At 54.5% G+C, this 21032-nt stretch carries 23 protein-coding genes; 15 read left to right on the top strand and 8 right to left on the bottom strand.

The window, feature by feature from the left end; all coding sequences use genetic code 11:
• Nucleotides 1-673 precede the first annotated feature (673 nt).
• Both ACT6RZ_RS13870 and miaB read right to left on the bottom strand, forming a co-directional pair.
• Entirely contained in the window at nt 674-1615 is a 942-nt protein-coding gene (locus ACT6RZ_RS13870) for a PhoH family protein (RefSeq protein WP_444702686.1), read from the bottom strand.
• 2 nt (nt 1616-1617) lie between these two features.
• Nucleotides 1618-2955, bottom strand: coding sequence for a tRNA (N6-isopentenyl adenosine(37)-C2)-methylthiotransferase MiaB (gene miaB / locus ACT6RZ_RS13865; protein ID WP_444702685.1), 1338 nt, complete (start codon nt 2953-2955; stop codon nt 1618-1620).
• A 119-nt stretch (nt 2956-3074) separates the two neighbouring features.
• On the opposite strand from miaB, the gene cysG reads away from it, so the two are divergent.
• Nucleotides 3075-4475, top strand: a complete 1401-nt coding sequence (cysG, locus tag ACT6RZ_RS13860; RefSeq protein WP_444702684.1) for a siroheme synthase CysG — start codon at nt 3075-3077, stop codon at nt 4473-4475.
• A gap of 74 nt (nt 4476-4549) precedes the next feature.
• Here the strand turns inward: cysG and ACT6RZ_RS13855 are convergent, their stop codons facing one another.
• Both ACT6RZ_RS13855 and ompR read right to left on the bottom strand, forming a co-directional pair.
• Nucleotides 4550-5863 (bottom strand): ATP-binding protein, encoded by a 1314-nt coding sequence (locus ACT6RZ_RS13855; protein ID WP_444702683.1) that lies wholly within the window; start codon nt 5861-5863, stop codon nt 4550-4552.
• Between the two features lie 27 nt (nt 5864-5890).
• Complete coding sequence (ompR, locus tag ACT6RZ_RS13850) at nt 5891-6616, bottom strand: osmolarity response regulator transcription factor OmpR (protein WP_444702682.1); 726 nt, start codon at nt 6614-6616, stop codon at nt 5891-5893.
• Nucleotides 6617-7073: 457 nt separating this feature from the next.
• Between ompR and ACT6RZ_RS13845 the strand changes: the two genes are divergently transcribed.
• The gene (locus tag ACT6RZ_RS13845) at nt 7074-7640 is read left to right on the top strand and encodes a hypothetical protein (RefSeq protein ID WP_444702681.1); all 567 of its coding nucleotides are present in this window, start codon (nt 7074-7076) and stop codon (nt 7638-7640) included.
• Nucleotides 7641-7730: 90 nt separating this feature from the next.
• A complete protein-coding gene (locus ACT6RZ_RS13840) occupies nt 7731-8930 on the top strand; it encodes a GNAT family N-acetyltransferase (protein ID WP_444702680.1) in 1200 nt (399 codons plus the stop codon).
• Nucleotides 8931-8946: 16 nt separating this feature from the next.
• On the opposite strand, the gene ACT6RZ_RS13835 is transcribed toward ACT6RZ_RS13840, so the two are convergent.
• Nucleotides 8947-9642: an SDR family oxidoreductase gene (locus ACT6RZ_RS13835; protein ID WP_444702679.1), complete on the bottom strand. Its 696-nt coding sequence runs from the start codon at nt 9640-9642 to the stop codon at nt 8947-8949.
• Between the two features lie 184 nt (nt 9643-9826).
• Here ACT6RZ_RS13835 and ACT6RZ_RS13830 point away from each other — a divergent pair, with 184 nt between their 5' ends.
• The 5 genes from ACT6RZ_RS13830 (at nt 9827) to ACT6RZ_RS13810 (ending at nt 14581) form a co-directional block, all read left to right on the top strand.
• Nucleotides 9827-10858, top strand: a complete 1032-nt coding sequence (locus ACT6RZ_RS13830; RefSeq protein ID WP_444702678.1) for a TIGR03790 family protein — start codon at nt 9827-9829, stop codon at nt 10856-10858.
• 91 nt (nt 10859-10949) lie between these two features.
• Nucleotides 10950-12248, top strand: coding sequence for a phosphate regulon sensor histidine kinase PhoR (gene phoR, locus ACT6RZ_RS13825; protein ID WP_444702677.1), 1299 nt, complete (start codon nt 10950-10952; stop codon nt 12246-12248).
• Nucleotides 12245-12985 carry a hypothetical protein gene (locus ACT6RZ_RS13820; protein WP_444702676.1) on the top strand — a complete coding sequence of 247 codons (741 nt, stop codon included), beginning with the start codon at nt 12245-12247 and terminating at the stop codon, nt 12983-12985. The genes phoR and ACT6RZ_RS13820 overlap by 4 nt, the downstream gene beginning before the upstream one ends.
• 9 nt (nt 12986-12994) lie before the next feature.
• Entirely contained in the window at nt 12995-14152 is a 1158-nt protein-coding gene (locus tag ACT6RZ_RS13815; RefSeq protein WP_444702675.1) for a JmjC domain-containing protein, read from the top strand.
• Nucleotides 14153-14362: 210 nt separating this feature from the next.
• Nucleotides 14363-14581 carry a hypothetical protein gene (locus ACT6RZ_RS13810; RefSeq protein WP_055827555.1) on the top strand — a complete coding sequence of 73 codons (219 nt, stop codon included), beginning with the start codon at nt 14363-14365 and terminating at the stop codon, nt 14579-14581.
• An 85-nt stretch (nt 14582-14666) separates the two neighbouring features.
• On the opposite strand, the gene tpiA is transcribed toward ACT6RZ_RS13810, so the two are convergent.
• Nucleotides 14667-15449 carry a triose-phosphate isomerase gene (gene tpiA, locus ACT6RZ_RS13805; RefSeq protein ID WP_444702674.1) on the bottom strand — a complete coding sequence of 261 codons (783 nt, stop codon included), beginning with the start codon at nt 15447-15449 and terminating at the stop codon, nt 14667-14669.
• Nucleotides 15450-15513: 64 nt separating this feature from the next.
• Between tpiA and ybeY the strand changes: the two genes are divergently transcribed.
• From ybeY to ACT6RZ_RS13770, 7 genes are all read left to right on the top strand, one after another.
• A complete protein-coding gene (ybeY, locus tag ACT6RZ_RS13800) occupies nt 15514-15948 on the top strand; it encodes an rRNA maturation RNase YbeY (protein ID WP_444702673.1) in 435 nt (144 codons plus the stop codon).
• A gap of 38 nt (nt 15949-15986) precedes the next feature.
• Complete coding sequence (locus ACT6RZ_RS13795; RefSeq protein ID WP_444702672.1) at nt 15987-16784, top strand: segregation and condensation protein A; 798 nt, start codon at nt 15987-15989, stop codon at nt 16782-16784.
• Complete coding sequence (gene scpB, locus ACT6RZ_RS13790) at nt 16784-17332, top strand: SMC-Scp complex subunit ScpB (protein ID WP_444702671.1); 549 nt, start codon at nt 16784-16786, stop codon at nt 17330-17332. Before ACT6RZ_RS13795 ends, scpB begins: the two co-directional genes overlap by 1 nt.
• A 5-nt stretch (nt 17333-17337) precedes the next feature.
• On the top strand, nt 17338-17685 hold the full coding sequence (locus tag ACT6RZ_RS13785) for a winged helix-turn-helix domain-containing protein (protein WP_444702670.1): 348 nt from the start codon (nt 17338-17340) through the stop codon (nt 17683-17685).
• 124 nt (nt 17686-17809) lie between these two features.
• Entirely contained in the window at nt 17810-18619 is an 810-nt protein-coding gene (gene modA, locus ACT6RZ_RS13780; RefSeq protein WP_444702669.1) for a molybdate ABC transporter substrate-binding protein, read from the top strand.
• 24 nt (nt 18620-18643) lie between these two features.
• Entirely contained in the window at nt 18644-19333 is a 690-nt protein-coding gene (gene modB / locus ACT6RZ_RS13775; protein ID WP_444702668.1) for a molybdate ABC transporter permease subunit, read from the top strand.
• Nucleotides 19333-19995, top strand: coding sequence for an ATP-binding cassette domain-containing protein (locus ACT6RZ_RS13770; RefSeq protein ID WP_444702667.1), 663 nt, complete (start codon nt 19333-19335; stop codon nt 19993-19995). The genes modB and ACT6RZ_RS13770 overlap by 1 nt, the downstream gene beginning before the upstream one ends.
• A gap of 19 nt (nt 19996-20014) precedes the next feature.
• Here ACT6RZ_RS13770 and ACT6RZ_RS13765 read toward each other — a convergent pair whose 3' ends face one another.
• Both ACT6RZ_RS13765 and ACT6RZ_RS13760 read right to left on the bottom strand, forming a co-directional pair.
• Nucleotides 20015-20494: an FKBP-type peptidyl-prolyl cis-trans isomerase gene (locus ACT6RZ_RS13765; RefSeq protein WP_379057942.1), complete on the bottom strand. Its 480-nt coding sequence runs from the start codon at nt 20492-20494 to the stop codon at nt 20015-20017.
• A gap of 63 nt (nt 20495-20557) precedes the next feature.
• Nucleotides 20558-21031 (bottom strand): thermonuclease family protein, encoded by a 474-nt coding sequence (locus ACT6RZ_RS13760; protein ID WP_444702666.1) that lies wholly within the window; start codon nt 21029-21031, stop codon nt 20558-20560.
• Nucleotide 21032 lies beyond the last annotated feature (1 nt).

The raw sequence follows: 21032 nt of genomic DNA, 5'->3' as shown, positions 1-21032 counted from the left end.
GCGTTGCTCATCAGCGTGGGCGTCCAACGAAACTCGCCCTAGCGGCTTGCACACTACGCAAGCCACCGCGGAACTCGAACAGACGCTGGCCGACCCCTCCCACGCTGACTGCGCTACTCGGCGCGTCAGATAGGGGCCCGTTAAAACCACACGCTCTCAGTTAAACGAGACTTGCCGCATTTATTCCCGCGCGACCAGTGAAATTAAAAAACAAAAAACCAAACCCAAAAAATTGGTTTGTTGAGTTTAGTCTTAGAAATTAAAAGGGGCACTGAGCGCCCTGAATGCAAAACCATTTAACTAACGTTTCATCGTGGTGGTTTTAAATGGGCCCCTATCTGACGCGCCGAGTAGCGGAGTCAAAATAAGGAGGAAGGGAGCGACTGTCTGAGCTCCGCGGTGGACTGCGTCTTGTGCAGGCCGCTAGGGCGAGTTTCGTGACCGCTTATTTTGATGAGCAACGCAGGAAGCAAGCGGAAGCTAGGGTGCATTTCTTTTGGTTACATTTTCTTTGGGCAAGCAAAGAAAAGTAACTCGCCGAGGGGCGAAAAACAACGGTAAAACAGAGCGAAAAACCATCCCAACGAAATACCGATTAGAACCTCAAAGCAAATGCAATCAAGTGTTCTCTTGTCTGGACGGCCGTTCTTAAAACCTCTGCTACGCTAAAAATCTAACTACTCTGCTCATATCTCTCATAAGCATTAATGATCTTCTGCACCAGCGGATGGCGCACCACATCCTGTGACATAAACTGGGTAAAGGCGATGCCTTTGACTTCTGTAAGGATCTTCTGCGCTTCAACCAGGCCGCTTTTCTGGTGACGTTGCAAGTCTATCTGCGTCACATCACCCGTGATCACCGCTTTGGTACCAAAGCCTATGCGTGTCAAAAACATCTTCATCTGTTCCGGCGTGGTGTTCTGCGCTTCATCCAGGATGATAAAACTCTGGTTCAATGTGCGGCCGCGCATATAGGCCAGCGGTGCGACTTCAATCGCGCCGCGTTCAAACATCTTATTCACCGTGTCGTAACCGGCCAGATCATACAGTGCGTCATATAGCGGGCGCAGGTAGGGGTCTACCTTCTGGTTTAAATCGCCGGGCAGAAAACCCAGGCGCTCGCCAGCTTCTACCGCCGGGCGTACCAGTACGATGCGTTTGACGCGGTCACGCGTCATCGCATCTACTGCACTGGCGACCGCCAGGTAAGTTTTGCCGGTACCGGCAGGGCCTATGCCAAAGGTGATGTCGTGATCCTGTATCTGTTGCAGATAGCTGACCTGACGCGGGGTGCGGCCATGCAGGTCGCCACGCCGCGTCATCAGCGTCGGCATGGCACTGCTGGCTACTTCTTCTGGTTTGAGCTTATCGATTTCGACCAGGCCGAGTTGAATATCTTCCAGCTCTATCGGTTTTTTCGCGCGTGCATAAAAATTCTCCAGCATTTGCGCACCTAGCCGCGTATTGGTATCGGTGCCGGTCAGGTGGAAGGTGCTGCCACGGCGGTTGATCTCAATATCCAGGCCATTCGCCAGCTGGCGTATGTTTTCATCCAGCGGGCCGCACAAATTGGCCAGCATCAGGTTGTCTTCAGGTTTTAGGGTGATTTCCATGCTTAATTCACTATTTCGCCTACCAGGCGGTGCGGGTTGTAGACATCGGTAATTTTTACTTGGACCATCTGGTGGATAAAGCGTGCATCGGCGGCGATATCCACCACGCGGCCATTGTCAGTCTTTCCTGCCAGCAGGCTGGGGTCTTTCCATGACGGGCCATCGATCAGCACGCGTTGCACGCTGCCTAGCATGGCGCGGCTGATGGCGTCGCCGTTGCTTTCGTTTTCGGATTGCAATTGTTTCAGCCAGCCAGCCTTGATCTCCGCTGCGGTTTCATCCGGCAAATAACTGGCCGGGGTGCCCGGGCGCGGGCTGTACAGAAAGCTGAAGCTGTAGTCAAAACCGACATCACGCATCAGCTTGAGCGTGGCCTGGAATTCTTTTTCGGTTTCGCCGGGAAAGCCGACGATGATATCGCTGGTGATGGTCAGTGCCGGATTGGCCGCTTTCAGCTTGCGGATCAGGCCTTTGTATTGCAGCACGGTGTAGTTGCGTTTCATCGCCATCAGTATGCGGTCACTGCCGGCCTGCACCGGTAAATGCAATTGATTGGCCAGTTTAGGCACATTGGCGTGGCAGGCGATCAGCCGCTCGTTCATTTCGTTAGGGTGGCTGGTGGTGTAGCGGATACGTTCGATTTGCGGGATCTCGGCCACCGTTTCGATCAGCATGGCCAGATCCGCTTCTATGCCTTCATACTGCACGCGGTACGCATTGACGTTCTGCCCTAGCAGGGTGATCTCTTTGACACCTTGTTCGGCCAGTTGTATGGCTTCGGTCAGCACGTCTTCAAACGGGCGCGAAAATTCTTCGCCGCGGGTGTAAGGCACTACGCAAAAAGTACAGTATTTGCTGCAGCCTTCCATAATGCTTAAAAATGCAGTGGCGCCTTCTATTCTTGGCGGCGGCAGGTGGTCGAACTTTTCAATCTCGGGGAAAGTGATATCGACCTGGGGTTTGTTCTCCGCGCGTTTGGCCTTGATCAGCTCCGGCAGGCGGTGCAGGGTTTGCGGGCCGAATACCACGTCGACATAGGGTGCGCGCTTGATAATGGCGTCGCCCTCCTGGCTGGCCACGCAGCCGCCGACACCGATGACCAGATCGGGGTTTTTTTCCTTGAGCGGGATCATGCGGCCCAGGTGGCTGAACACTTTTTCTTCGGCCTTTTCGCGCACCGAGCAGGTGTTGAGCAGGATGACATCGGCTTCTTCCATATTATCGGTCTGGGTCATGCCGTCGTGTTCACGCATGAGGTCCACCATGCGTGAAGCATCGTACTCGTTCATCTGGCAACCAAACGATTTAATGAATATCTTTTTACCGCTGTCCTGCTTCATCTAGCATTTTTTCAAATCAAAACAGCATTTTAGCGTATTTGACTGTGGCTGGCATGATAATCGGCAGCGCAATTCACGGACTGCGGTAAAATGGTGTTCTCTCAAAAAACCATACCTGCATGCAAGCCTTACCGATTTTCTTCAATATTGCGCAACGTCGCTGCCTGGTGATAGGCGGCGGTGACGTGGCGACACGCAAAGTCATTATGCTGCGCAAGGCGCACGGCAGTGTGGTGGTGATCGCGCCTGAGCTGGGCAGCGAGTTGCATGAGATGCTGGCGCAAAACGAGATCGAATATGTCAAGACCCGGTTTGCACCAGAGCAGCTGACCGGCGCTTGCCTGGTGATCGCGGCGACCAATGATGAGGCGGTGAATGAGGCGGTGTCAGTGGCGGCCAAGCGCCTGAATATCCCGGTCAATGTGGTGGATGCGCCTGCGCTGTGTACTTTCACCATGGGCTCTATCATTGATCGCAGCCCGGTGGTGATCGCGGTTTCCAGCGAGGGCAATGCGCCGGTGCTGGCGCGGCATATACGCAGCAAGATCGAAACCATGCTGCCTGCCGCTTATGGCAGGATAGCGACCATAGCCGGCGAGTTCAGGGAGCAGGTCAAAGCCAGGTTCTCCACCACGCAAAGTCGTCGCCGGTTTTGGGAACAGGTATTGAATGGCCCGCTGGTCGAACGTGTATTGTCCGGCCAGGAGCAGGCTGCGCGCGAACTGCTGGGTGAGTTGTTAACGCAAACTGACGATGCACCCGCACGCGGGGAAGTCTATCTGGTCGGTGGTGGGCCTGGCGATCCTGACCTGCTGACTTTCCGCGCGCTGCGTTTAATGCAGCAATGTGATGTGTGCGTATATGACAAGCTGGTGAGCAAAGAGGTGATGGAACTGGTGCGCCGTGATGCCGAGCTGATCTATGTCGGTAAATCGCGTGACCAGCACACCTTGCCGCAAGAAGAGATCAATGCCTTGCTGGCCAGGCTGGCGCTGGAGGGCAAACGTGTGTTGCGCCTGAAGGGCGGCGACCCGTTTATTTTTGGCCGGGGCGGTGAAGAGATCGAGACGCTGATGCAGCATGGTATCCCGTTTCAGGTCGTGCCTGGCATCACTGCGGCCAATGGTGTGTCCAGTTATGCCGGTATCCCGTTGACGCACCGGGACTATGCACAGGCTTGCCTGTTTATTACCGGCCACCTGAAAGATGGCACGGTAGACCTGGACTGGCAGGCGATGGCGCGTCCGCGGCAGACGGTGGTGATTTATATGGGGCTGGTAGGGCTGGAGCAGATCTGTGCGCAACTGGTCGCACATGGCGTATCGCCGGACATGCCTGCCGCTGTGATACAGCAAGGCACTACCCACAAGCAACGCGTGGTGGAGTCTACCCTGGCGAAACTAGCCCATGATGTGGCGGCCGCCGGTCTCAAACCGCCCAGCCTGACCATCATCGGTGAAGTGGTGCAACTGCGGTCACGACTGAACTGGTTCACCCCGGCTGAGGATGCTGCCGACTAACGATATGGTTGATTGATGATGCAGTTGGCTGACTGTACAGTTCACTGATCAGGCGCACCGCAGCCAGAATGGCTTTAAGTGTTTGGCAGGATAGGTAGCGACAGCCTGGCTTCCAGCCCGCCTTCGGGGCGGTTCAGCAAGTAGAGCTGGCCGCCATGCAGTTTGGAGATACGGTTGCAAATGGCCAGCCCCAGGCCGCTGCCGCCTTCATATTTATTGCGTGCGCTATCCATGCGTTCAAACGGGCGTAACAAGCGCTCGGCATGCTCTGGCGGAATGCCGGGGCCATTATCCAGCACGCTGACCACGATCTTGTCAGCCATCACCTGGCTGCGCACCTCTACTTTGCCTTTGCCGTAGTTATAGGCGTTGCCTACCAGGTTATCCAGCAGGCGCTGCATGGCCAATGGCCGGATGGGGATAAAGTATTTGGGCCCCAGCGATATCTTCAGCTCGCGGCCCGCGCGCAGTTGCCGCTCAGACAATGCGCGTAACAGATCATTGATATCCATCATGCGTGTAGGTTCGCCTTCTACACCACGCACAAAATCCAGGAACTGGTGAATGATATTATCCATATCGGAAATATCTTCTATCATGCCGTGTTTCATGTAATCGGCTTCCTGCGGCAGCATTTCCACCGCCAGCCGCAATCTTGCCAGCGGTGTGCGTATATCATGCGATACGCCGGCCAGCAGCAAGGTGCGCTCGGCATCCAGCCTGGCCAGTGATTCGGCCATCTCGTTAAAGGTATGCGTCACTTCACGCAGTTCTTCCACGCTGTCCTCGGGCAGTTTGGGTGCCGGTTCGCCATTGCGCAAACGTTCAGCCGCGTGCACCAGCATGGTCAGGGGCCGGTTGATGCGCGCAGTCAGCAGGTAGCCACCGACCAGCGACAACAGGCCGACCACTGCCGCCCAGCCCAGCCAGTGCCAGGGGAAAGGTCTGTCGACCTGGATCTTGGGGATGACGACCCAGAAATCATCCTGGCCTACATTAAAGCTGATCCACAGGCCGGGAATATCGTAGTGGTTGACCGTGATGATGGTTTCTTCACCGAGCTTGTCGCGGATCTTCTGTGCCATCAGGCTGATAAACGGATCTGAAGGCAATGCTTCGATATCTTCCAGAAAATCTGCTGCATAGACACGCACGCCCTCGCGGCCTGACAGCTCGGAGAGCAGGGCCAGGCGGCGGTTCTCGTGCGAGGCGATCAGCGAGGCACGCGTATAGTTGACGATGGTGACGGCCTGTAACGCGGCGGCAGTGGCGCGCGGTTCGCGATCAAAATAATCAAAGATCTTGAGCGACGCATAAATGCTGACAGCCAATAGAATGGCGATCAGCAACATGATGCGGGAAAGCAGTCTGCGGGGCAGTAGGCGCACGAGAGCTAGGGCTGGCGACGCACAGCGTTACTGTGGCGATTCGCCATCAGGAATAAACACATAGCCAAAGCCCCACATGGTTTGCAGGTAGCGTGGGTGCGCCGGGTCCGGTTCAATGATGCGGCGCAGGCGCGAGACCTGCACATCGATACTGCGGTCAAACACATCCAGCTCGCGCCCGCGGGCCAGTTGCATCAGCCGGTCGCGTGAAAGCGGCTGGCGCGGGTGCTCGGTGAACACTTTTAACAGGGTGAACTCGCCGCTGGTGATGGTGATCTGGGTGCCGTTCTTACTCAGGCTGCGCGTGTTGACGTCAAACACGAATTCACCGAACTGGAAGGCAGATGCTTTATCGTCGGCAGCCAGCTTGGGCGTGATCTCATGGCGGCGCAACACTGCGTTGATCCTGGCCAGCAACTCGCGCGGGTTGAATGGTTTAGGCAAATAGTCATCAGCCCCCATCTCAAGGCCTACGATACGGTCTACTTCATCGCCACGCGCGGTCAGCATGATGATGGGCGTAACATGGTTGGCACCGCGCAAGCGGCGACAGATGGCCAGACCATCTTCACCCGGCAGCATCAGGTCCAGGATCAGCAGATCAAAACTCTCGGCCGCCATGGCCTTGTCCAGTTCCTTGCCGTCAGACACAGATTTGATATTGAAGCCTTGTTCTGTCAGGTAACGCTGTAAAAGTTCGCGCATGCGCAAGTCGTCATCGACCATCAAGATTTTTTTAAACTGTTCTGCCATACGAACCTTCACACTATAAAACTGGCGTCTTGGATAACGCGTTAAGCCGAGATACCGGTGTCATGAGACCTGATGATAAAACGGCTGGGGGGACTAAACTTATCAACTGACATTATACTCCAAGCTGCATAGAGCATGAAATGGGGCAGTTACAAATTGGTTACAATTAGCGTTTATGATGAAATATTACATTTACAATCCTTAGGCATCATGAGTGCCCGTTTACACAAAACGCTGGTTTGAAACACGCTATTTTGTGTTAAAACTGTTGATGTGCTTGCTACAGTTGCGTTATGGTATGCAGCCTGACTTTTTGTAGTCAGCTGGCATTTTCCCAAGTGGTCTTGCTTACACCCGGCCAGGTTTGGCGGTGAAGCTAAAGACACTATGTTATGTATAGGTGTGGATGTTTAGAGCGATAAAACATTTAAATGAGGTTTTTTTGCTAACAACGACCATGTTGCTAGCATTGCCTGCCTGTGCCGATCTGAAGTTGCCTATCCGCCTGAGCGATAACCGCGTGGTGGACAACGATGATGCCGGACTAGCCAAAACGTTGGAACACAACTTCAGCCCCGAAGACCGTGCGCGCTTGCGCAGGGCGCTTACCGAGTATGCCCGTAATACCGATCCCGACCATCAGTTGATGCTGCAAAAGCGTAAAGCCATGCATGACAGCATCTCGCAGCGCTTTAACGAATGTAACCGCGATAACGACGAGACCCTGGACCGGGAAGAAGCCACCTTGTGCCTGCCACAGGTAGCACGCCATTTCTCTTATGTCGACCTCGACGGCGATGGTGTCATTACCCTGGAAGAGCTAGAAAACGCTTATGCCAAAATGACAGAACGTCAGCGCGAAGCGGATTCCAGGACTGAGGCTCAGCAGGCAGCGGCGAGCGATGCCGACATCGATGCCAAACTCAAAAACAAGTCCAAATCCAATCCTTCTGTGATCCCCGCCAGCAGTTCTGTGAACTCTTCAGGTAAAGAGAGTGCTGGCCTGCGCAAGCGCCCCAGCTAGTTTTAGCGCTGCATGCCAGCTGGGCTGGCAATCCTCCCTCATTGTGTTTGCTACTTACCAGATCGCCATTACGCATGGTATAAACTGAGCATGCCCCTTAGTCATTTATCTTTTAGCTGGCGCCGTGGACTGCAGGATATCCCGGCTGCCGCCTGGCAAGCCCTGGCCGGGCCGCATCCTATGCTGGACTACAGGTTTTTGCATGCGTTTGAAACCTCGGCATCGGTAGACCAGCAGACCGGCTGGGTGCCGTATCACCTGATAGTATCGGATGGCGAACAACTGGTCGCTGCCGCCCCTTGCTATATTAAAACCCATTCCTACGGCGAATATGTGTTTGACTGGTCGTGGGCCGATGCTTACGAACAGGCGGGTGGCCAATATTATCCCAAGCTGATCTCTGCCATTCCTTTTTCGCCCGTCACCGGGCCGCGCTTACTGGTGCACCCTGACTTTGCTGCGCCTGAGCAGCTTGCGGCTGCGATGTTGCAGGAAATGCGCACGCTGTGTGAAACGCATGCATTATCCGGCAGCCATATCCTGTTTCCCGACACCGCATCGGCCACGCAGTGTGCGGCGCAAGGCCTGTTGCGCCGTGATGGGGTGCAGTTTCGCTGGGAAAACCCCGGCTATGCCGATTGGGATGCCTTTATGGCTGTGCTCAGCCGCGACAAGCGTAAAAAAATACGCCAGGAAAGAAACAAGGTCGAGCAACAAGGCGTGACTTGCCGGGTACGCAATGGACACCAGCTGACGGCAGATGAATTGGCCTTGTTTTATCAATGCTATAGCAATACCTATCACCGGCACGGCAGCCAGCCATATCTGACCATGGCATTCTTTGAACACGTAGTGCGCGACATGCCCGACAGTATCCTGCTGTTTATTGCCACCCAGGCGGGAGAGGATATCGCCACCAGCCTGTGTATCCTGGGTCCGGACGCACTGTATGGTCGCTACTGGGGCAGTCTGCGCGATATTTCCTGCCTGCATTTCGAGTTGTGCTATTACCAGCCGCAGGCATATTGCATCAGCCACGGCGTGCGCTATTTTGAGGGCGGCGCACAAGGCGTGCATAAACTGGCGCGCGGGTTCGTGCCCTATACCACCTGTTCTTACCACTGGTTGACGCATGAGGATTTTCAGCACAGTGTCGCGCGCTTTTTGGCACGGGAAGAAACCGCCATGCAGCATTATGTCAATGAACTGGAAGAGCGCAGCCCTTACAAGGTGATTGCCGGGTCACAGGATGGTGCTGTCGATGACGACCATGGCAAAGACCATGGATGATCACCAGCCGGTATAGTTACCAGGGCACGGTCTTGCCATCATAGGCGATAAACTCACCCGAGCGTGTCACGCTCAGTTCATCTATCACTTTGCGCAGCCCGGCCACGCTGGTTTCGGTGTCGATCAATCCGTTAGGGCCGCCCATGTCGGTGCGCACCCAGCCCGGGTGTAATAAAGCCACTGCGATATTGAACGGTTGCAGATCCAGCGCCAGACTTTTGACCACCATATTGAGTGCGGTCTTGGTGCTGCGGTAAATATATTCGCCGCCGCTGCCATTGTCGGTGATGCTGCCCATTTTGCTGGTCATGGCGATCACCTTGCCTTGCGCTGCGCGTTGCAACTGCGTTAAAAATGATTCTGCCAGATAGTAGGTAGTGAGGGTATTGACCTGAAAAGCGTGCAGCCATGCCTGCGGGTCAGTCGTGCCCAGGCGGCTGGGCGGGTAGATGCCGGCATTGCTGATCAGTATGTCTATAGTCAGCTCGGATAACTGTGTAGCCAGGGCACGGATAGCTGCAATATCAGCGACATCGAGTGCCAGTACCTGCACCTGGCTATGCCTTGCCGCCAGCGATTGCAGCTCATGGGCGCTGGCAACATCACGCACCGTGGCATAGACCGTATGGCCGGCCTGCGCATATTGGCGTACGTATTCCAGCCCGATACCACGGTTGGCGCCGGTGATCAAAATCGTTTGTGCAGTGGTCATTGCTTGTATCTCCTTCTATCAATGTCGTCAGATACTCGGGCATATCTGCGATATGATTGAATTTTACGCGGTTTAGTTTGCCTGAGCTGTATATTTATAACCATAAACGGAGTGGCTGGTCTTGATGCGTTTGAATCGAAAAAAGGGTGTGTTCAGTGTTGGGCTATGTCTGTTTTGTCTGTTAATGCTGAGCGAAGTTCTGGCCGCGGCAGGCGATATGAGCCGGCAGTTACGCACCAGGCCCTCTCTACTCAAGCCTGAGGATGTCGCGGTCATTTACAATATCAACGATGCACTCAGTGAAGAAGTCGCCCGCTATTATTTACAGGCGCGCCAGGTGCCGGCCGAGAACCTGATCGGCGTGGAGTTGCCGCGGCATGGCAAAGATGTGCTCAGTGTGGCCGAGTTTGAGTCACTGAAAAGCCAGATCGAGGCCAAGCTGGGTGATCAGCAAGTGTTGCTAGTGGTGTGGAAAACGCCGTTTGCCGTACAGTGCAACAGCCTGACCAGCGCACTGACCCTGGGGCTGGACCTGGAGCAGTGTAAAAAAACCTGTGACCCTGGCCGCGATAGCCCTTACTTTAACAGTACCTCACTGCGGCCATGGGCAGACCATCATATACGCCTGTCCATGCTGCTGCCTATCACCAGTGTCGATGCTGCCAAGGCATTGATAGACCGCGGCACTTTGAGTGAATTCAGCCTCAATGAAGGCAATGGCTATTTTCTCAAAACCAAAGACGCCGCCCGCTCCAGATCGCGCGAGCCGTTTTTCCCGCCGGATGGCATGACAGTCAGATCCAAACGCCTGACCTTGCACACGCTGAGTCAGGAAGCGCTGGAGAAAGCCCAGGCGGTGATGTTCTATTTCACCGGGCAGGCGCAGGTCGATTACATACTCACCAACAGTTACCTGCCCGGCGCGATCGCCGATCATTTGACCTCTACCGGAGGTCAGCTGACCAGCAGCTTTCAAATGCCTGCCACGCGCTGGCTGGATGCCGGGGTCACCGGCAGCTATGGCACGGTGTCAGAACCTTGCAATTACTGGCAAAAATTCCCTAATCCGCAAGTGGTGATGGGGCATTACCTGGCCGGGGAAACCTTGATAGAGTCTTACTGGAAAAGTGTCAAATGGCCTGCGCAAGGGCTGTTTGTGGGTGAACCGCTGGCCAAGCCTTATGCCAAAAGCGCGCCATTGATGATGGACCCATAGGCCGGCCTCTACTGCAAGCTTATCTCAGGCGTCACAATCCTGCCGCGGTTGTGTCGTATAATCCCAGCCATCTGTATTTTGGGTGTCGCCTGTGCAAGATATTCGTTGGAAAGCGTTCTGGCTGCTGATTTCCTGGGCATTCTGCTGCCTGATCCTGGGCTGGGTGACCAGTGCAGAAACCGCCTGGCTGGCCTACGTGGTCGGTGTGATCGCCTATCTGGCCGGGCATCTTTACTGGATGCACCGTTTGTACCAGTGGTCACTCAAGCCCGGCCTCAACTTCATGCCGAATGGCAAAGGCATCTGGGAAGACATTTTTGCCAACCTCTACCAGGAAATGCGCAGGCACTCGCGTAGCCAGAGCCAGCTAAGCAGCACACTGGAAAGGTTGCGCCACGCGACTAGTGCATTGCCGGATGGTGTGGTGGTGCTGAATCATCGCAACGAAATCGAATGGTTCAACGAGCCGGCGGTACAAAGGCTGGGCTTTAAGCGCCAGCATGATGAAAATCAGCCTATCTACTATTTACTGCGTCAGGCCGAATTCGTGCAGTATTTACAGAGTGAAGATTACAGCGAGCCGCTAAAACTCAAATCCTGGCGCAGCCCGGATGTCACGCTGGAATTACAGATCATTCCTTTTGCCAGTAAGCAGCGCTTACTGATTTGCCGCGATATCTCAGCCATTGAAAAAACAGAAATCATGCGCAGGGATTTTATTGCCAATGTCTCGCATGAATTACGCACACCGTTGACGGTGGTGGGTGGTTTTTTGGAAACCATCAGCGATATGCAAGGCGAAGTCTCGCCTGACATTCAACCTTATTTCGATATGATGCAGTCGCAAACCACCCGGATGCGGCGCATTATAGAAGACTTGCTGACATTATCCAGTTTGGAAAATAATGTCCTGCTCAAGGATGAAACCGATATTGCGATGGAACCTCTGCTTAACCAGCTGCTTAAAGATGCCAAAGCGTTAAGCCTGGGCGAGCACACCGTGACTTTACATATGGATGCCAAGGTGAATATTCGCGGCAGCTATAATGAATTACTGAGCGCCATGAGCAACCTGACCAGTAATGCTGTGCGTTATACGCCGGAAAATGGCAAGATAGATATTTTCTGGCAAATGCAGGATGAACAGGTGATATTCAGTGTGCAGGATACCGGCATAGGCATAGAGTCTCAGCACTTGCCCAGGCTGACCGAGCGCTTTTACCGTGTTGATAGCGGGCGTAGCCGCGACACAGGTGGTACCGGCCTTGGCCTGTCGATAGTCAAGCATATTCTGCATCATCATCAGGCTATCCTGAAAGTTGAAAGTGAGCCGGGTAAAGGCAGCCGTTTCAGTATTGTCTTTCCAGCGCAAAGGGTGCTTGTGGCATGAAGTGGCGGGGCTGCAGCTGGATAAGCATATTGTTGCTTGCGGCTTGTAGCACTAACCCGAGTGGCGGCTATGTAGATTCGCCCAATGGCAGACCATTGCCGATCCGGCAAGACCGCAATGCCCTGCACCAGCTAGTGAAAAGTGATAGTGACCGGCTGGCGGATATTGAATATGCCGAGAATGAGGCCAGCTTGCGCCTGCTGATGTTCAAGCTGTACAAACGCAACCCGGCCGAGGTACACAAGTCTGGCCTGGGGTCGCCGGAGCAGATCGCTACCTATGTATTTGACCAGGTGGCTACGCATCAGTGGAAATTCGAGGCCCTGGGCGGCGCGCAGGATACGGCAGCCATCAAACTGGCCTTAAATCCGCAATTCAGCGGCGACCGCGTGCTGGCGCTGATTGTCGGTCTGCAATCGATGCTATACCGTGCACACGGCAATAAATCCGCATTCTTTCTGCTGGATAGCATAGAACCGCAAAACTTGTACAATGCAGCGCGCAACATAGAGATCGCGGTCTGGAAGCTGGGCAATGCCAAAAATGCCCGTGGTGAGCTATTATTGCTGACCAACAGCATGCAGGCCGATGGTCAGAACCTGAGTTTTGAACGTGAATTCACAAAACTGATCGCACGCACCGATCTGCTGGCGCTGATGCTGGCGGAAAAATCGCAGCGCTTTATTTCCCGCTTGACGCAAAGCATTACCACGACGCCTTTCCTCCCTTTTAGATAAACATTATTCATGCAACAAGCTCTGACCTTACTCAACGGCCTGACCCCGGCGCAATTCATGGCCGAATACTGGCAAAAAAAACCATTGCTGATCCGCGCAGCCATCCCCGATTTTCAGGGCCTGCTGACGCCAGATGAACTGGCCGGCCTGGCCTGCGAAACAGAAGTACCGTCACGCCTGATACAGTTCGACCCTGCCCGTGCGCAGGAAGGGGCGGGCTGGCAGGTCACGCAAGGCCCGTTTGATGAGGATGACTTTTCAGCCTTGCCGCCCCAGCACTGGACACTGCTGGTGCAAGGGCTGAATTATCTGCTGCCGGAAGCACAAGCCCTGTTGACCCGGTTTGATTTTATTCCCACTGCCAGACTGGATGATGTCATGGTCAGCTATGCGCCTACCGGCGGCGGCGTGGGGCCACATCTGGACAGCTATGACGTTTTTCTGTTGCAGGGGGCGGGCAAGCGGCGCTGGTCTATCAGCCAGCAACCAGATACGCGCCTGATCGCAGATGCGCCCTTGCGTATACTGGCCGATTTTGTCAGCGAGCAGGAGTGGGTGCTGGAACCCGGCGATATGCTGTACCTGCCACCCAACGTGGCGCATTGGGGCGTGGCCGAAGATGATGACTGTATGACCTATTCCATAGGCTTTCGCGCACCGGCGGCCAGAGAGCTGGCGGTTGAGTTCCTCGATGCCTGCCGGCAGGAGAGCTTGCCGGATGAGCTGTACCGGGACCCTGAGTTGCAGCCGGTCACGGATGCGGCGGCGATTGACCAGGCGATGGTGAAACGGGTCAGCGAGATGTTGCAACGCCTGACCTGGCAGCCTGAAGCCCTGGGGCCTTTTCTGGCGCGCTACTTCACTGAGCCCAAAACCTATGTGCTGTTCACGCCTAACCGCAAGCTCAGTCTGGCAAAGTTCAGCGCTGCTGTGCGCGACTCTGGCGTAGTGTTAGACCTGCAAACGCAGATGCTGCATTGGCAGGGTCAGTATTTTATCAACGGTGAACTGGTGCCGGTCAGCGATGAACGTGCCGGGCTGCTCAATCACCTGGCGAACCGGCGGCAGCTGGATGTGCCGGTTTTTCAGGACGAAACTGCCAGCTATTTATTGCCATGGTTACGTGACATGTACCTGCTGGGCTATCTGCATTTGGCTGAAATATGAGCTTGCCAGCGCTGATTTGAACCATTTGTGCCGAGTTTTTGTCAAAAAAAGCGAGAGTTGTTGTTCGTATGCAAAAAAATCCTGTGTTTTTAATTGCACTTACATTCTTTTTTTAATAAATTACTGATACAATTTTTCTACTCGGCGGGTTCTTGCATATGAGAATTGTGCCGTACACAAAATTTTGCTCATACATACTAAGGAAATAAGATGACACGTTCTGCATTGTTGGCTGCATTGTTGGCTTTGGCTTTGACCGCTTGTGGTGAAAAACCAGCTGAAGAGGCTCCTGCTGTTGAGGCTCCTGCTGCTGAAGCTCCAGCTGCTGAAACACCAGCTGCTGAAACACCAGTTGAAGCTGCTCCTGCTGAAGCTGCTCCTGCTGAAGCTGCACCAGCTGAAGCTGCTCCTGCTGAAGAAGCTAAGTAATTCAGACAGTTGTAATCTGGATTACCTGGTTATAAAAAAGCCGACGCAAGTCGGCTTTTTTGTTGCCTGAAAATCATGCTGTCGATCAGGCCGCTGTTTTTAAATCGGTTAATTCATTTGCTATCTGGCAGATGCGGATAAAGTCTTCTGCGATCAGCGAAGCACCGCCGATCAGACCACCATCTACATCTGGCATACTCAATAACTGCGCCGCATTGCCAGGATTGACGCTGCCGCCATAAAGCAGATCTATCTTTTCTGCGACTTGTTCATCCAGCAAGCCTATATGGCCACGGATAAACGACAAAATGGCCTGCACGTGTTGCGGTGTAGCAGCTTTGCCCGACCCAATCGCCCACACCGGTTCATAGGCGATCACGCCCTGAGAGAGTGCCTCAATGCCTACATGCGCGATCACCGGGTTTAACTGGCGTACGACCACCAGATCGGTCTCACCCTGTTCATATTCCTCCAGCGTCTCACCTATACACAAGATAGGCGTCAGCCCGGCTTTGATCGCCGCTTCAAACCGTTCGCCGCAGCTTTCATCACTATCATGGCCGCGTTGCCTGCGTTCTGAATGGCCAATGATCACATAGGTACAACCAAACTCTTTCAGCATCACCGGCGAGACCGAGCCGGTATAAGCGCCTTTTTCAAAACGGCTCATGTTTTGCCCGCCCCAGGCGATATGGCTGTTCTGCAGTATATGTTGCGCCTGATAAAGATATGGATGTGGCGGGCACACGGCGTAGCGCGCCTGGTGATGCTGCGTTTGCTGCAACAGGCTTTGCATGAATTGATGATTGTCTGGTACGTTGCCATGCATTTTGCGATTGGCAACCACCAGTTTCGGCCGATTCGACATCCCACGGTTTCCTTTAAGGGTTTTCTTCTTATAATGACGGATATTTTTCAGAAAACTTGACCGTATGCCGCAACTAGATTTTTCCCTGCAACTGGCTAGCGCAGAAAACGACCTGCCTGCTGCTGCAGAATTCAGGCGCTGGGTGCGTGCCGCCTTGCGCGTGGATACCAGCGTCACTATCCGCATCGTGGATGCCGAGGAGGGTCGCCTGTTGAATGCGACTTACCGTGGCAAGGATTATGCGACCAATGTGCTGACTTTTCCGTTGACTGAAGTGCCGCAACTGATGGGTGATATCGTGATCTGCGCCCCTGTGGTGGCGAGAGAGGCGGGCGAGCAACGCAAAAGCCTGCGGGCGCATTATGCGCATATGACAGTGCATGGCATATTGCATCTGCACGGCTATGACCATGAGGTGGATGCGCAAGCCGAGTTGATGGAAGCCATGGAAAAAGCGGTCATGCAAAAACTGGGCTTTGCTGACCCTTATGCCGAATAACCTTTAATCCGCACGCGCAAATCGTTACAATCCCCAGTATGGATATCCAGGAACACAGCCCGGTCAGGATCAAAGGCGAGACGCTCTCCGAGCTGCCGCAGGACCTGTATATCCCGCCAGATGCGCTGGAAGTCTATCTGGATACCTTTGAAGGCCCTCTGGATCTGCTGCTTTACCTGATACGCAAGCATAACCTGGATATCCTCGATATCCAGATGGCACGCCTGACTGCGCAATATATGGCGTATGTCGAAAAGATGAAAGCCATCAAACTCGAGCTGGCCGCAGACTACCTGTTAATGGCCGCCATGCTGATAGAGATCAAGTCACGCATGCTGTTGCCCAAGCCCACCGAAGTCGAGCAAGAGGATGATCCACGCGCGGAACTGGTCAGGCGGCTGATGGAGTATGAAGCCATCAAGCTGGCGGCGCAGCGCCTGGATGCCTTGCCTAAAGTAGGCGAGGAGATAACTGTCGCCGCCGCATACTATCAGCACATCAGCCAGGTCAAACCGCCGGAAGTCGGCCTGGATGACCTGGTCGAGGCCTGGCGCAATGTACTCAAGCGCGCCAAGTTGAACCAGCACCACAAGCTGGGGCGCGCCGAGCTTTCGGTGCGCGAACATATGAGTTTGTTATTGCGGCGCCTGAGCACGGCCAACGTACTGCGGTTTGATGAGTTGTTCGATCTGGAAACAGACGGCATCCCCAAACTGGTTGTCAGTTTTCTGGCCATGCTGGAACTGGCGAAAGAAGGCCTGATCCGCATCACGCAGCAGGAGGCGTTCGGCACGATTTATGTGCAGGCATACGCTTACAATGAGGAGGCCTCCTAATGCGTGACCCGGACAATATCCAGGAGATGAAACAGATACTGGAAGCCGCCTTGCTCACCTCGCCGCAGGCACTGGCGCTGGATGATCTGCTAAAGCTGTTTGCCGGCCGCATGGAGCGGCCTACGCTGCGCATGCTGCTGGATGAACTGAAAACCGACTGGCTGGATAGGACGCTGGAGCTGGTGCAGGTGGCCAGTGGTTATCGCTTTCAGGCCAAGCCGCAATACAGCGAATATCTTGCGCGCCTCAACCCGGAAAGACAGCCGAAATACTCGCGCGCAGTGATGGAGACCCTGGCCATTATCGCCTACAGGCAGCCAGTCACCAGGGGCGATATCGAGCAGATCCGCGGCGTGGCCGTCAACCCGAATGTGATCCGGCAATTGCAGGAACGTGACTGGATAGACGTGGTCGGCCAGCGCGAGGTGCCAGGCCGGCCATCGTTATACGCCACCACCAAACATTTTCTGGATGATCTGAATTTACGCTCGCTGGCAGAACTGCCGCCATTTGAGGCGTTTGCACAAGCCGAGATCCCGCTGGAATGAGACAGATGCCACCAAGCCTACTCAAGATACGCATCAACCATGAAGGCAACACTGCGCTGGGGCCGGGCAAGATAGAGCTGTTGCAGATGATAGAGCAGCACGGGTCTATTTCTGCCGCTGCCAAGCAGATGCAGATGTCTTACCGGCGTGCCTGGGAGCTGGTGGATGTCATGAATCGCTGTTTTGACCAGGCGGTGGTGCAGAGTACCACCGGCGGCACGCATGGCGGCGGGGCGCAAGTGACGGCGTTTGGCCAATCGCTGATAGCGGCCTACCAGCAGATATTACAGAAATCGGCACAGGCGGCAGCGGATGAGTTGCACCTGATCACCCAACATTTGAAGAAAACCTGAGCACTTGAAAAAAACCTGATTTTTTTTGGGTTTCGTAATGCATGTGTGGCTATAACGATGATAGCATGACTGCTTTTGGCGAGTCATTGCTAACGCCAGTGCTTAATTATATGGGATGGAAATCATGAGAAAACAGGGTGGGCTACACTTGGCCGGGCGACACTGGTCTGGTGCGCGCGTATTGTCTTGTGTGGGCATGCTGGTCGGTCTGTGCCTGTTCAGCGCCTGGGCGCCAGCAGAAGAAGGCAAGATCAAAGTATTCGCGGCGGCCAGTCTGACCGATGTGATGAACGTATTGGCCAAGCAATATAGCCAGCAGAGCGGTGTACAGATCGTGCCGGTATACGGTGGCTCGGGCACCCTGGCAAAGCAGCTGGAGCAAGGCGCGCCGGGGGATCTGTTTATCTCTGCCGATGAAAAGTGGATGCAATACCTGAAAGACAGGCAACTGGTGCAAACTGCGACCATCAAGCCATGGCTGAGTAACCGCCTGGTGCTGATCACTCCTTTGGCCAAACCGTTAACCATCAAGACCGAGGCGGCAGCAGATGTGAATCAGCAAGCCCCTGGCTACTGGTGCACCGGCGATACCTTATCCGTGCCGGTAGGCATTTATGCCAAACAGTCGCTCACCAGCCTGGGCTGGTGGGAAAAGCTCAAGAACCGCCTGGTCAGCACACAGGATGTGCGCGCCACCCTGAATCTGGTGGAACGCGATGAGTGCGATGTCGGTATCGTGTATGCCAGTGACGCGCAGTCTTCAAGCAAGGTGAAGCTGGCCGGTGAGTTCCCTGAAAGCAGTCATGTGCCTATCATCTATCCTATGGCTGTGTTGCCACAGGCTGCATCGGCGACCACTGCTTTTTATCAATATCTGCAAACACCTGAAGTCAAAAAAATACTTGGCTCATATGGGTTCAAACCACTTGATTAAACTGTTGTTGTCTTTGTAGTTCGTATGTGGACCTTATCTCCTGCCGAAATCGCCATCGTGCTGCTTTCACTGAAAGTGGCCTTTTGGTGCGTGGTCGTTTTGCTGTTACCGGCCATGCTGATGGCCTGGCTGCTAGTCAAAAAACGCTTCTGGGGGCAGTCATTGCTGGATGCGCTGGTGCATTTGCCCATGGTGTTGCCGCCGGTAGTACTGGGCTATATGTTGCTGGTGCTACTGGGGCGCAGGGGCTGGATAGGCGCCTGGTTATATGAGCATTTGCATATCCAGTTCACTTTTCACTGGTGGGGCGCCGTGATCGCCTCGGCGGTGATGGCCTTCCCACTGATGGTGCGTGCCATCCGCCAGGCGCTGTATCAGGTCGATCCACTGCTGGAACAAGCCGGGCAAACACTGGGTGCTACGCCATTAAAAGTATTTTTTACCATCACGCTGCCTTTGTCCTACCACGGCTTGCTCACCGGTGCGATCCTGGCATTCAGCCGCAGTCTGGGCGAGTTTGGCGCCACCATCACCTTTGCCGGTAACCTGGAAGGCGAGACCCGCACCTTGCCATTGGCGATCTACAGCCTGACCCAGACGCCGGAAGGCGACGCCGCTGCGCTGCGCCTGGTGATACTCAGTGTGCTGGTGTCTGTGTTCGCCCTGCTGGCCAGCCAATGGCTGGAAAGACGCCTGATCAGGAGCCAGCGCTGATGCTAAAAGTCGATATCCTGATCAGCCAGCCTTACGCGGTCGCCGCGGCAGCGCCTGCTTTTACGCTGCAAGCAAAGTTTGAGTTAAAACCTGGTAATTGCCTGGGCATCATGGGTGCCTCGGGCTCGGGCAAGACCACCTTGCTGCATAGTCTGGCCGGGCTGTTGATGCCAGCTTCCGGCCTGATTCAAAGCCATCAGCAGGTATGGTTCGATTCCAGGCATGGCATACAGTTGCCGCCCTGGCAGCGCCAAGTAGGCATCGTTTTTCAGGATGGCAGGCTGTTTCCGCATATGGATGTGCAGCACAACCTGCGCTATGGCATGCCTAAAGGCGCGGTGGCTATTTCATTGCCTGAAGTGGTCGAAGTGCTGGATATCGCTGCTTTATTGCAACGCAGGCCCAGCCAGTTATCCGGCGGTGAAAAACAAAGAGTGGCCTTAGGCCGGGCCCTGCTCAGCCAACCCAGTGTATTGTTGATGGATGAGCCATTGAGTGGCCTGGATGAGACGCTAAAGCAGCAGGTATTGCCTTATATCAGGAAGGTGATCACCACATTTGGTTTGCCGACCTTGTATGTCAGCCATGTGCGTGATGAGGTGGCGGAGATCGCCGATGAGGTGTTGCAACTGGCGCAAGGTCAATTGCGCCAGCCGTTTTAATACTGGCCTGGTTTAATACTTAGTGATGATGGCCACCGGCACCATGTACATGCTGGTGCTCTATTTCTTCTTTGTTGGCTGAGCGTACATCTTTGATGGTTGCCGTGAACAGCAGGCGTTGACCAGCCCAGGGATGATTGCCATCCACCACTACTTTGCCATCAGCGATATCAGTGATGGTGTAGAGGATCACGTCACCGGTTTCGTCTTCACCTTCAAACTGCATGCCCACTTTCAACTCTTCAGCCGGGAAAGCGCTGGCCTGCTCGATCTGCACCAGGCCATCATCGTACTCACCAAAACCATCTTCCGGGTCCAGGCTGACTTCGATCACATCACCGACGTTTTTGCCATGCATGGCTTCTTCTACTTTAGGGAAAATATTGTCGTAACCGCCATGCAGGTAAGCGACAGGTTGCTGGCTTTCCTCCAGGGTCTCACCCTCGGTATTTTGTAGTTTGTAAGTCATGCTGACTACGGTGTTCATTGCTACTTGCATGTGAAGTGTCCTAAGTTGTTCGCTAATAAAAACATTATTCTAAAGGATATTGACGGGATATGGTCATTCTCGCTGTCGATAATGTTGACCAAAATGCTTGCGCCAAACCCAGGGTGGGGTGGGGTCCGGCTGTTGCCATAGACCCAGTGCCTGCTGTTGTGCCTGTTGTTGCAATGGCGCTAATTCTGTGCGGCTGGAGTAGCGGCTATTGAACCAGGCCATGCCCTGTGCGACCTGGTATCGGCTGGCGTCGATATTGTTGCAGCTCAGGTGGCCCAGGGTGCGTCCGTAAAGGTCTGTGCCGCTGGTCCGTACCTCTATCTTGCCGTTGCAAAGGCTCATCAGGCTGCGTTTTGCCTGCTTGCCATAAGCCTGCTGTGATTCAGGGGCGTCGATATCCAGCAGGCGCAGGCGATAGCTGCTGCCCTGGTCACGGATGATCACCGTGTCGCCATCCACTACTTTTTGCAGCACCGGCTCGGCATGGCTGCCTGCGCTGGTCAGGCATAACACGCAGAGCAGTAGACGTGCCCACATG

Origin of the sequence: Methylophilus sp. (assembly GCF_052437885.1) — a bacterium.
GTDB lineage: Bacteria > Pseudomonadota > Gammaproteobacteria > Burkholderiales > Methylophilaceae > Methylophilus.
This window is presented reverse-complemented; position numbering and strand designations above follow the sequence as displayed.

What these genes read in the sequence shown, in the direction of transcription:
- ACT6RZ_RS13870 (WP_444702686.1), bottom strand. Translation starts at nt 1,615, where the DNA reads ATGGAAATCACCCTAAAACCTGAAGACAACCTGATGCTGGCCAATTTG.
- miaB (WP_444702685.1), bottom strand. Translation starts at nt 2,955, where the DNA reads ATGAAGCAGGACAGCGGTAAAAAGATATTCATTAAATCGTTTGGTTGC.
- cysG (WP_444702684.1), top strand. Translation starts at nt 3,075, where the DNA reads ATGCAAGCCTTACCGATTTTCTTCAATATTGCGCAACGTCGCTGCCTG.
- ompR (WP_444702682.1), bottom strand. Translation starts at nt 6,616, where the DNA reads ATGGCAGAACAGTTTAAAAAAATCTTGATGGTCGATGACGACTTGCGC.
- ACT6RZ_RS13845 (WP_444702681.1), top strand. Translation starts at nt 7,074, where the DNA reads ATGTTGCTAGCATTGCCTGCCTGTGCCGATCTGAAGTTGCCTATCCGC.
- ACT6RZ_RS13840 (WP_444702680.1), top strand. Translation starts at nt 7,731, where the DNA reads ATGCCCCTTAGTCATTTATCTTTTAGCTGGCGCCGTGGACTGCAGGAT.
- ACT6RZ_RS13835 (WP_444702679.1), bottom strand. Translation starts at nt 9,642, where the DNA reads ATGACCACTGCACAAACGATTTTGATCACCGGCGCCAACCGTGGTATC.
- ACT6RZ_RS13830 (WP_444702678.1), top strand. Translation starts at nt 9,827, where the DNA reads ATGCTGAGCGAAGTTCTGGCCGCGGCAGGCGATATGAGCCGGCAGTTA.
- ACT6RZ_RS13820 (WP_444702676.1), top strand. Translation starts at nt 12,245, where the DNA reads ATGAAGTGGCGGGGCTGCAGCTGGATAAGCATATTGTTGCTTGCGGCT.
- ACT6RZ_RS13815 (WP_444702675.1), top strand. Translation starts at nt 12,995, where the DNA reads ATGCAACAAGCTCTGACCTTACTCAACGGCCTGACCCCGGCGCAATTC.
- ACT6RZ_RS13810 (WP_055827555.1), top strand. Translation starts at nt 14,363, where the DNA reads ATGACACGTTCTGCATTGTTGGCTGCATTGTTGGCTTTGGCTTTGACC.
- tpiA (WP_444702674.1), bottom strand. Translation starts at nt 15,449, where the DNA reads ATGTCGAATCGGCCGAAACTGGTGGTTGCCAATCGCAAAATGCATGGC.
- ybeY (WP_444702673.1), top strand. Translation starts at nt 15,514, where the DNA reads ATGCCGCAACTAGATTTTTCCCTGCAACTGGCTAGCGCAGAAAACGAC.
- ACT6RZ_RS13795 (WP_444702672.1), top strand. Translation starts at nt 15,987, where the DNA reads ATGGATATCCAGGAACACAGCCCGGTCAGGATCAAAGGCGAGACGCTC.
- scpB (WP_444702671.1), top strand. Translation starts at nt 16,784, where the DNA reads ATGCGTGACCCGGACAATATCCAGGAGATGAAACAGATACTGGAAGCC.
- ACT6RZ_RS13785 (WP_444702670.1), top strand. Translation starts at nt 17,338, where the DNA reads ATGCCACCAAGCCTACTCAAGATACGCATCAACCATGAAGGCAACACT.
- modA (WP_444702669.1), top strand. Translation starts at nt 17,810, where the DNA reads ATGAGAAAACAGGGTGGGCTACACTTGGCCGGGCGACACTGGTCTGGT.
- modB (WP_444702668.1), top strand. Translation starts at nt 18,644, where the DNA reads ATGTGGACCTTATCTCCTGCCGAAATCGCCATCGTGCTGCTTTCACTG.
- ACT6RZ_RS13770 (WP_444702667.1), top strand. Translation starts at nt 19,333, where the DNA reads ATGCTAAAAGTCGATATCCTGATCAGCCAGCCTTACGCGGTCGCCGCG.
- ACT6RZ_RS13765 (WP_379057942.1), bottom strand. Translation starts at nt 20,494, where the DNA reads ATGCAAGTAGCAATGAACACCGTAGTCAGCATGACTTACAAACTACAA.
- ACT6RZ_RS13760 (WP_444702666.1), bottom strand. Translation starts at nt 21,031, where the DNA reads ATGTGGGCACGTCTACTGCTCTGCGTGTTATGCCTGACCAGCGCAGGC.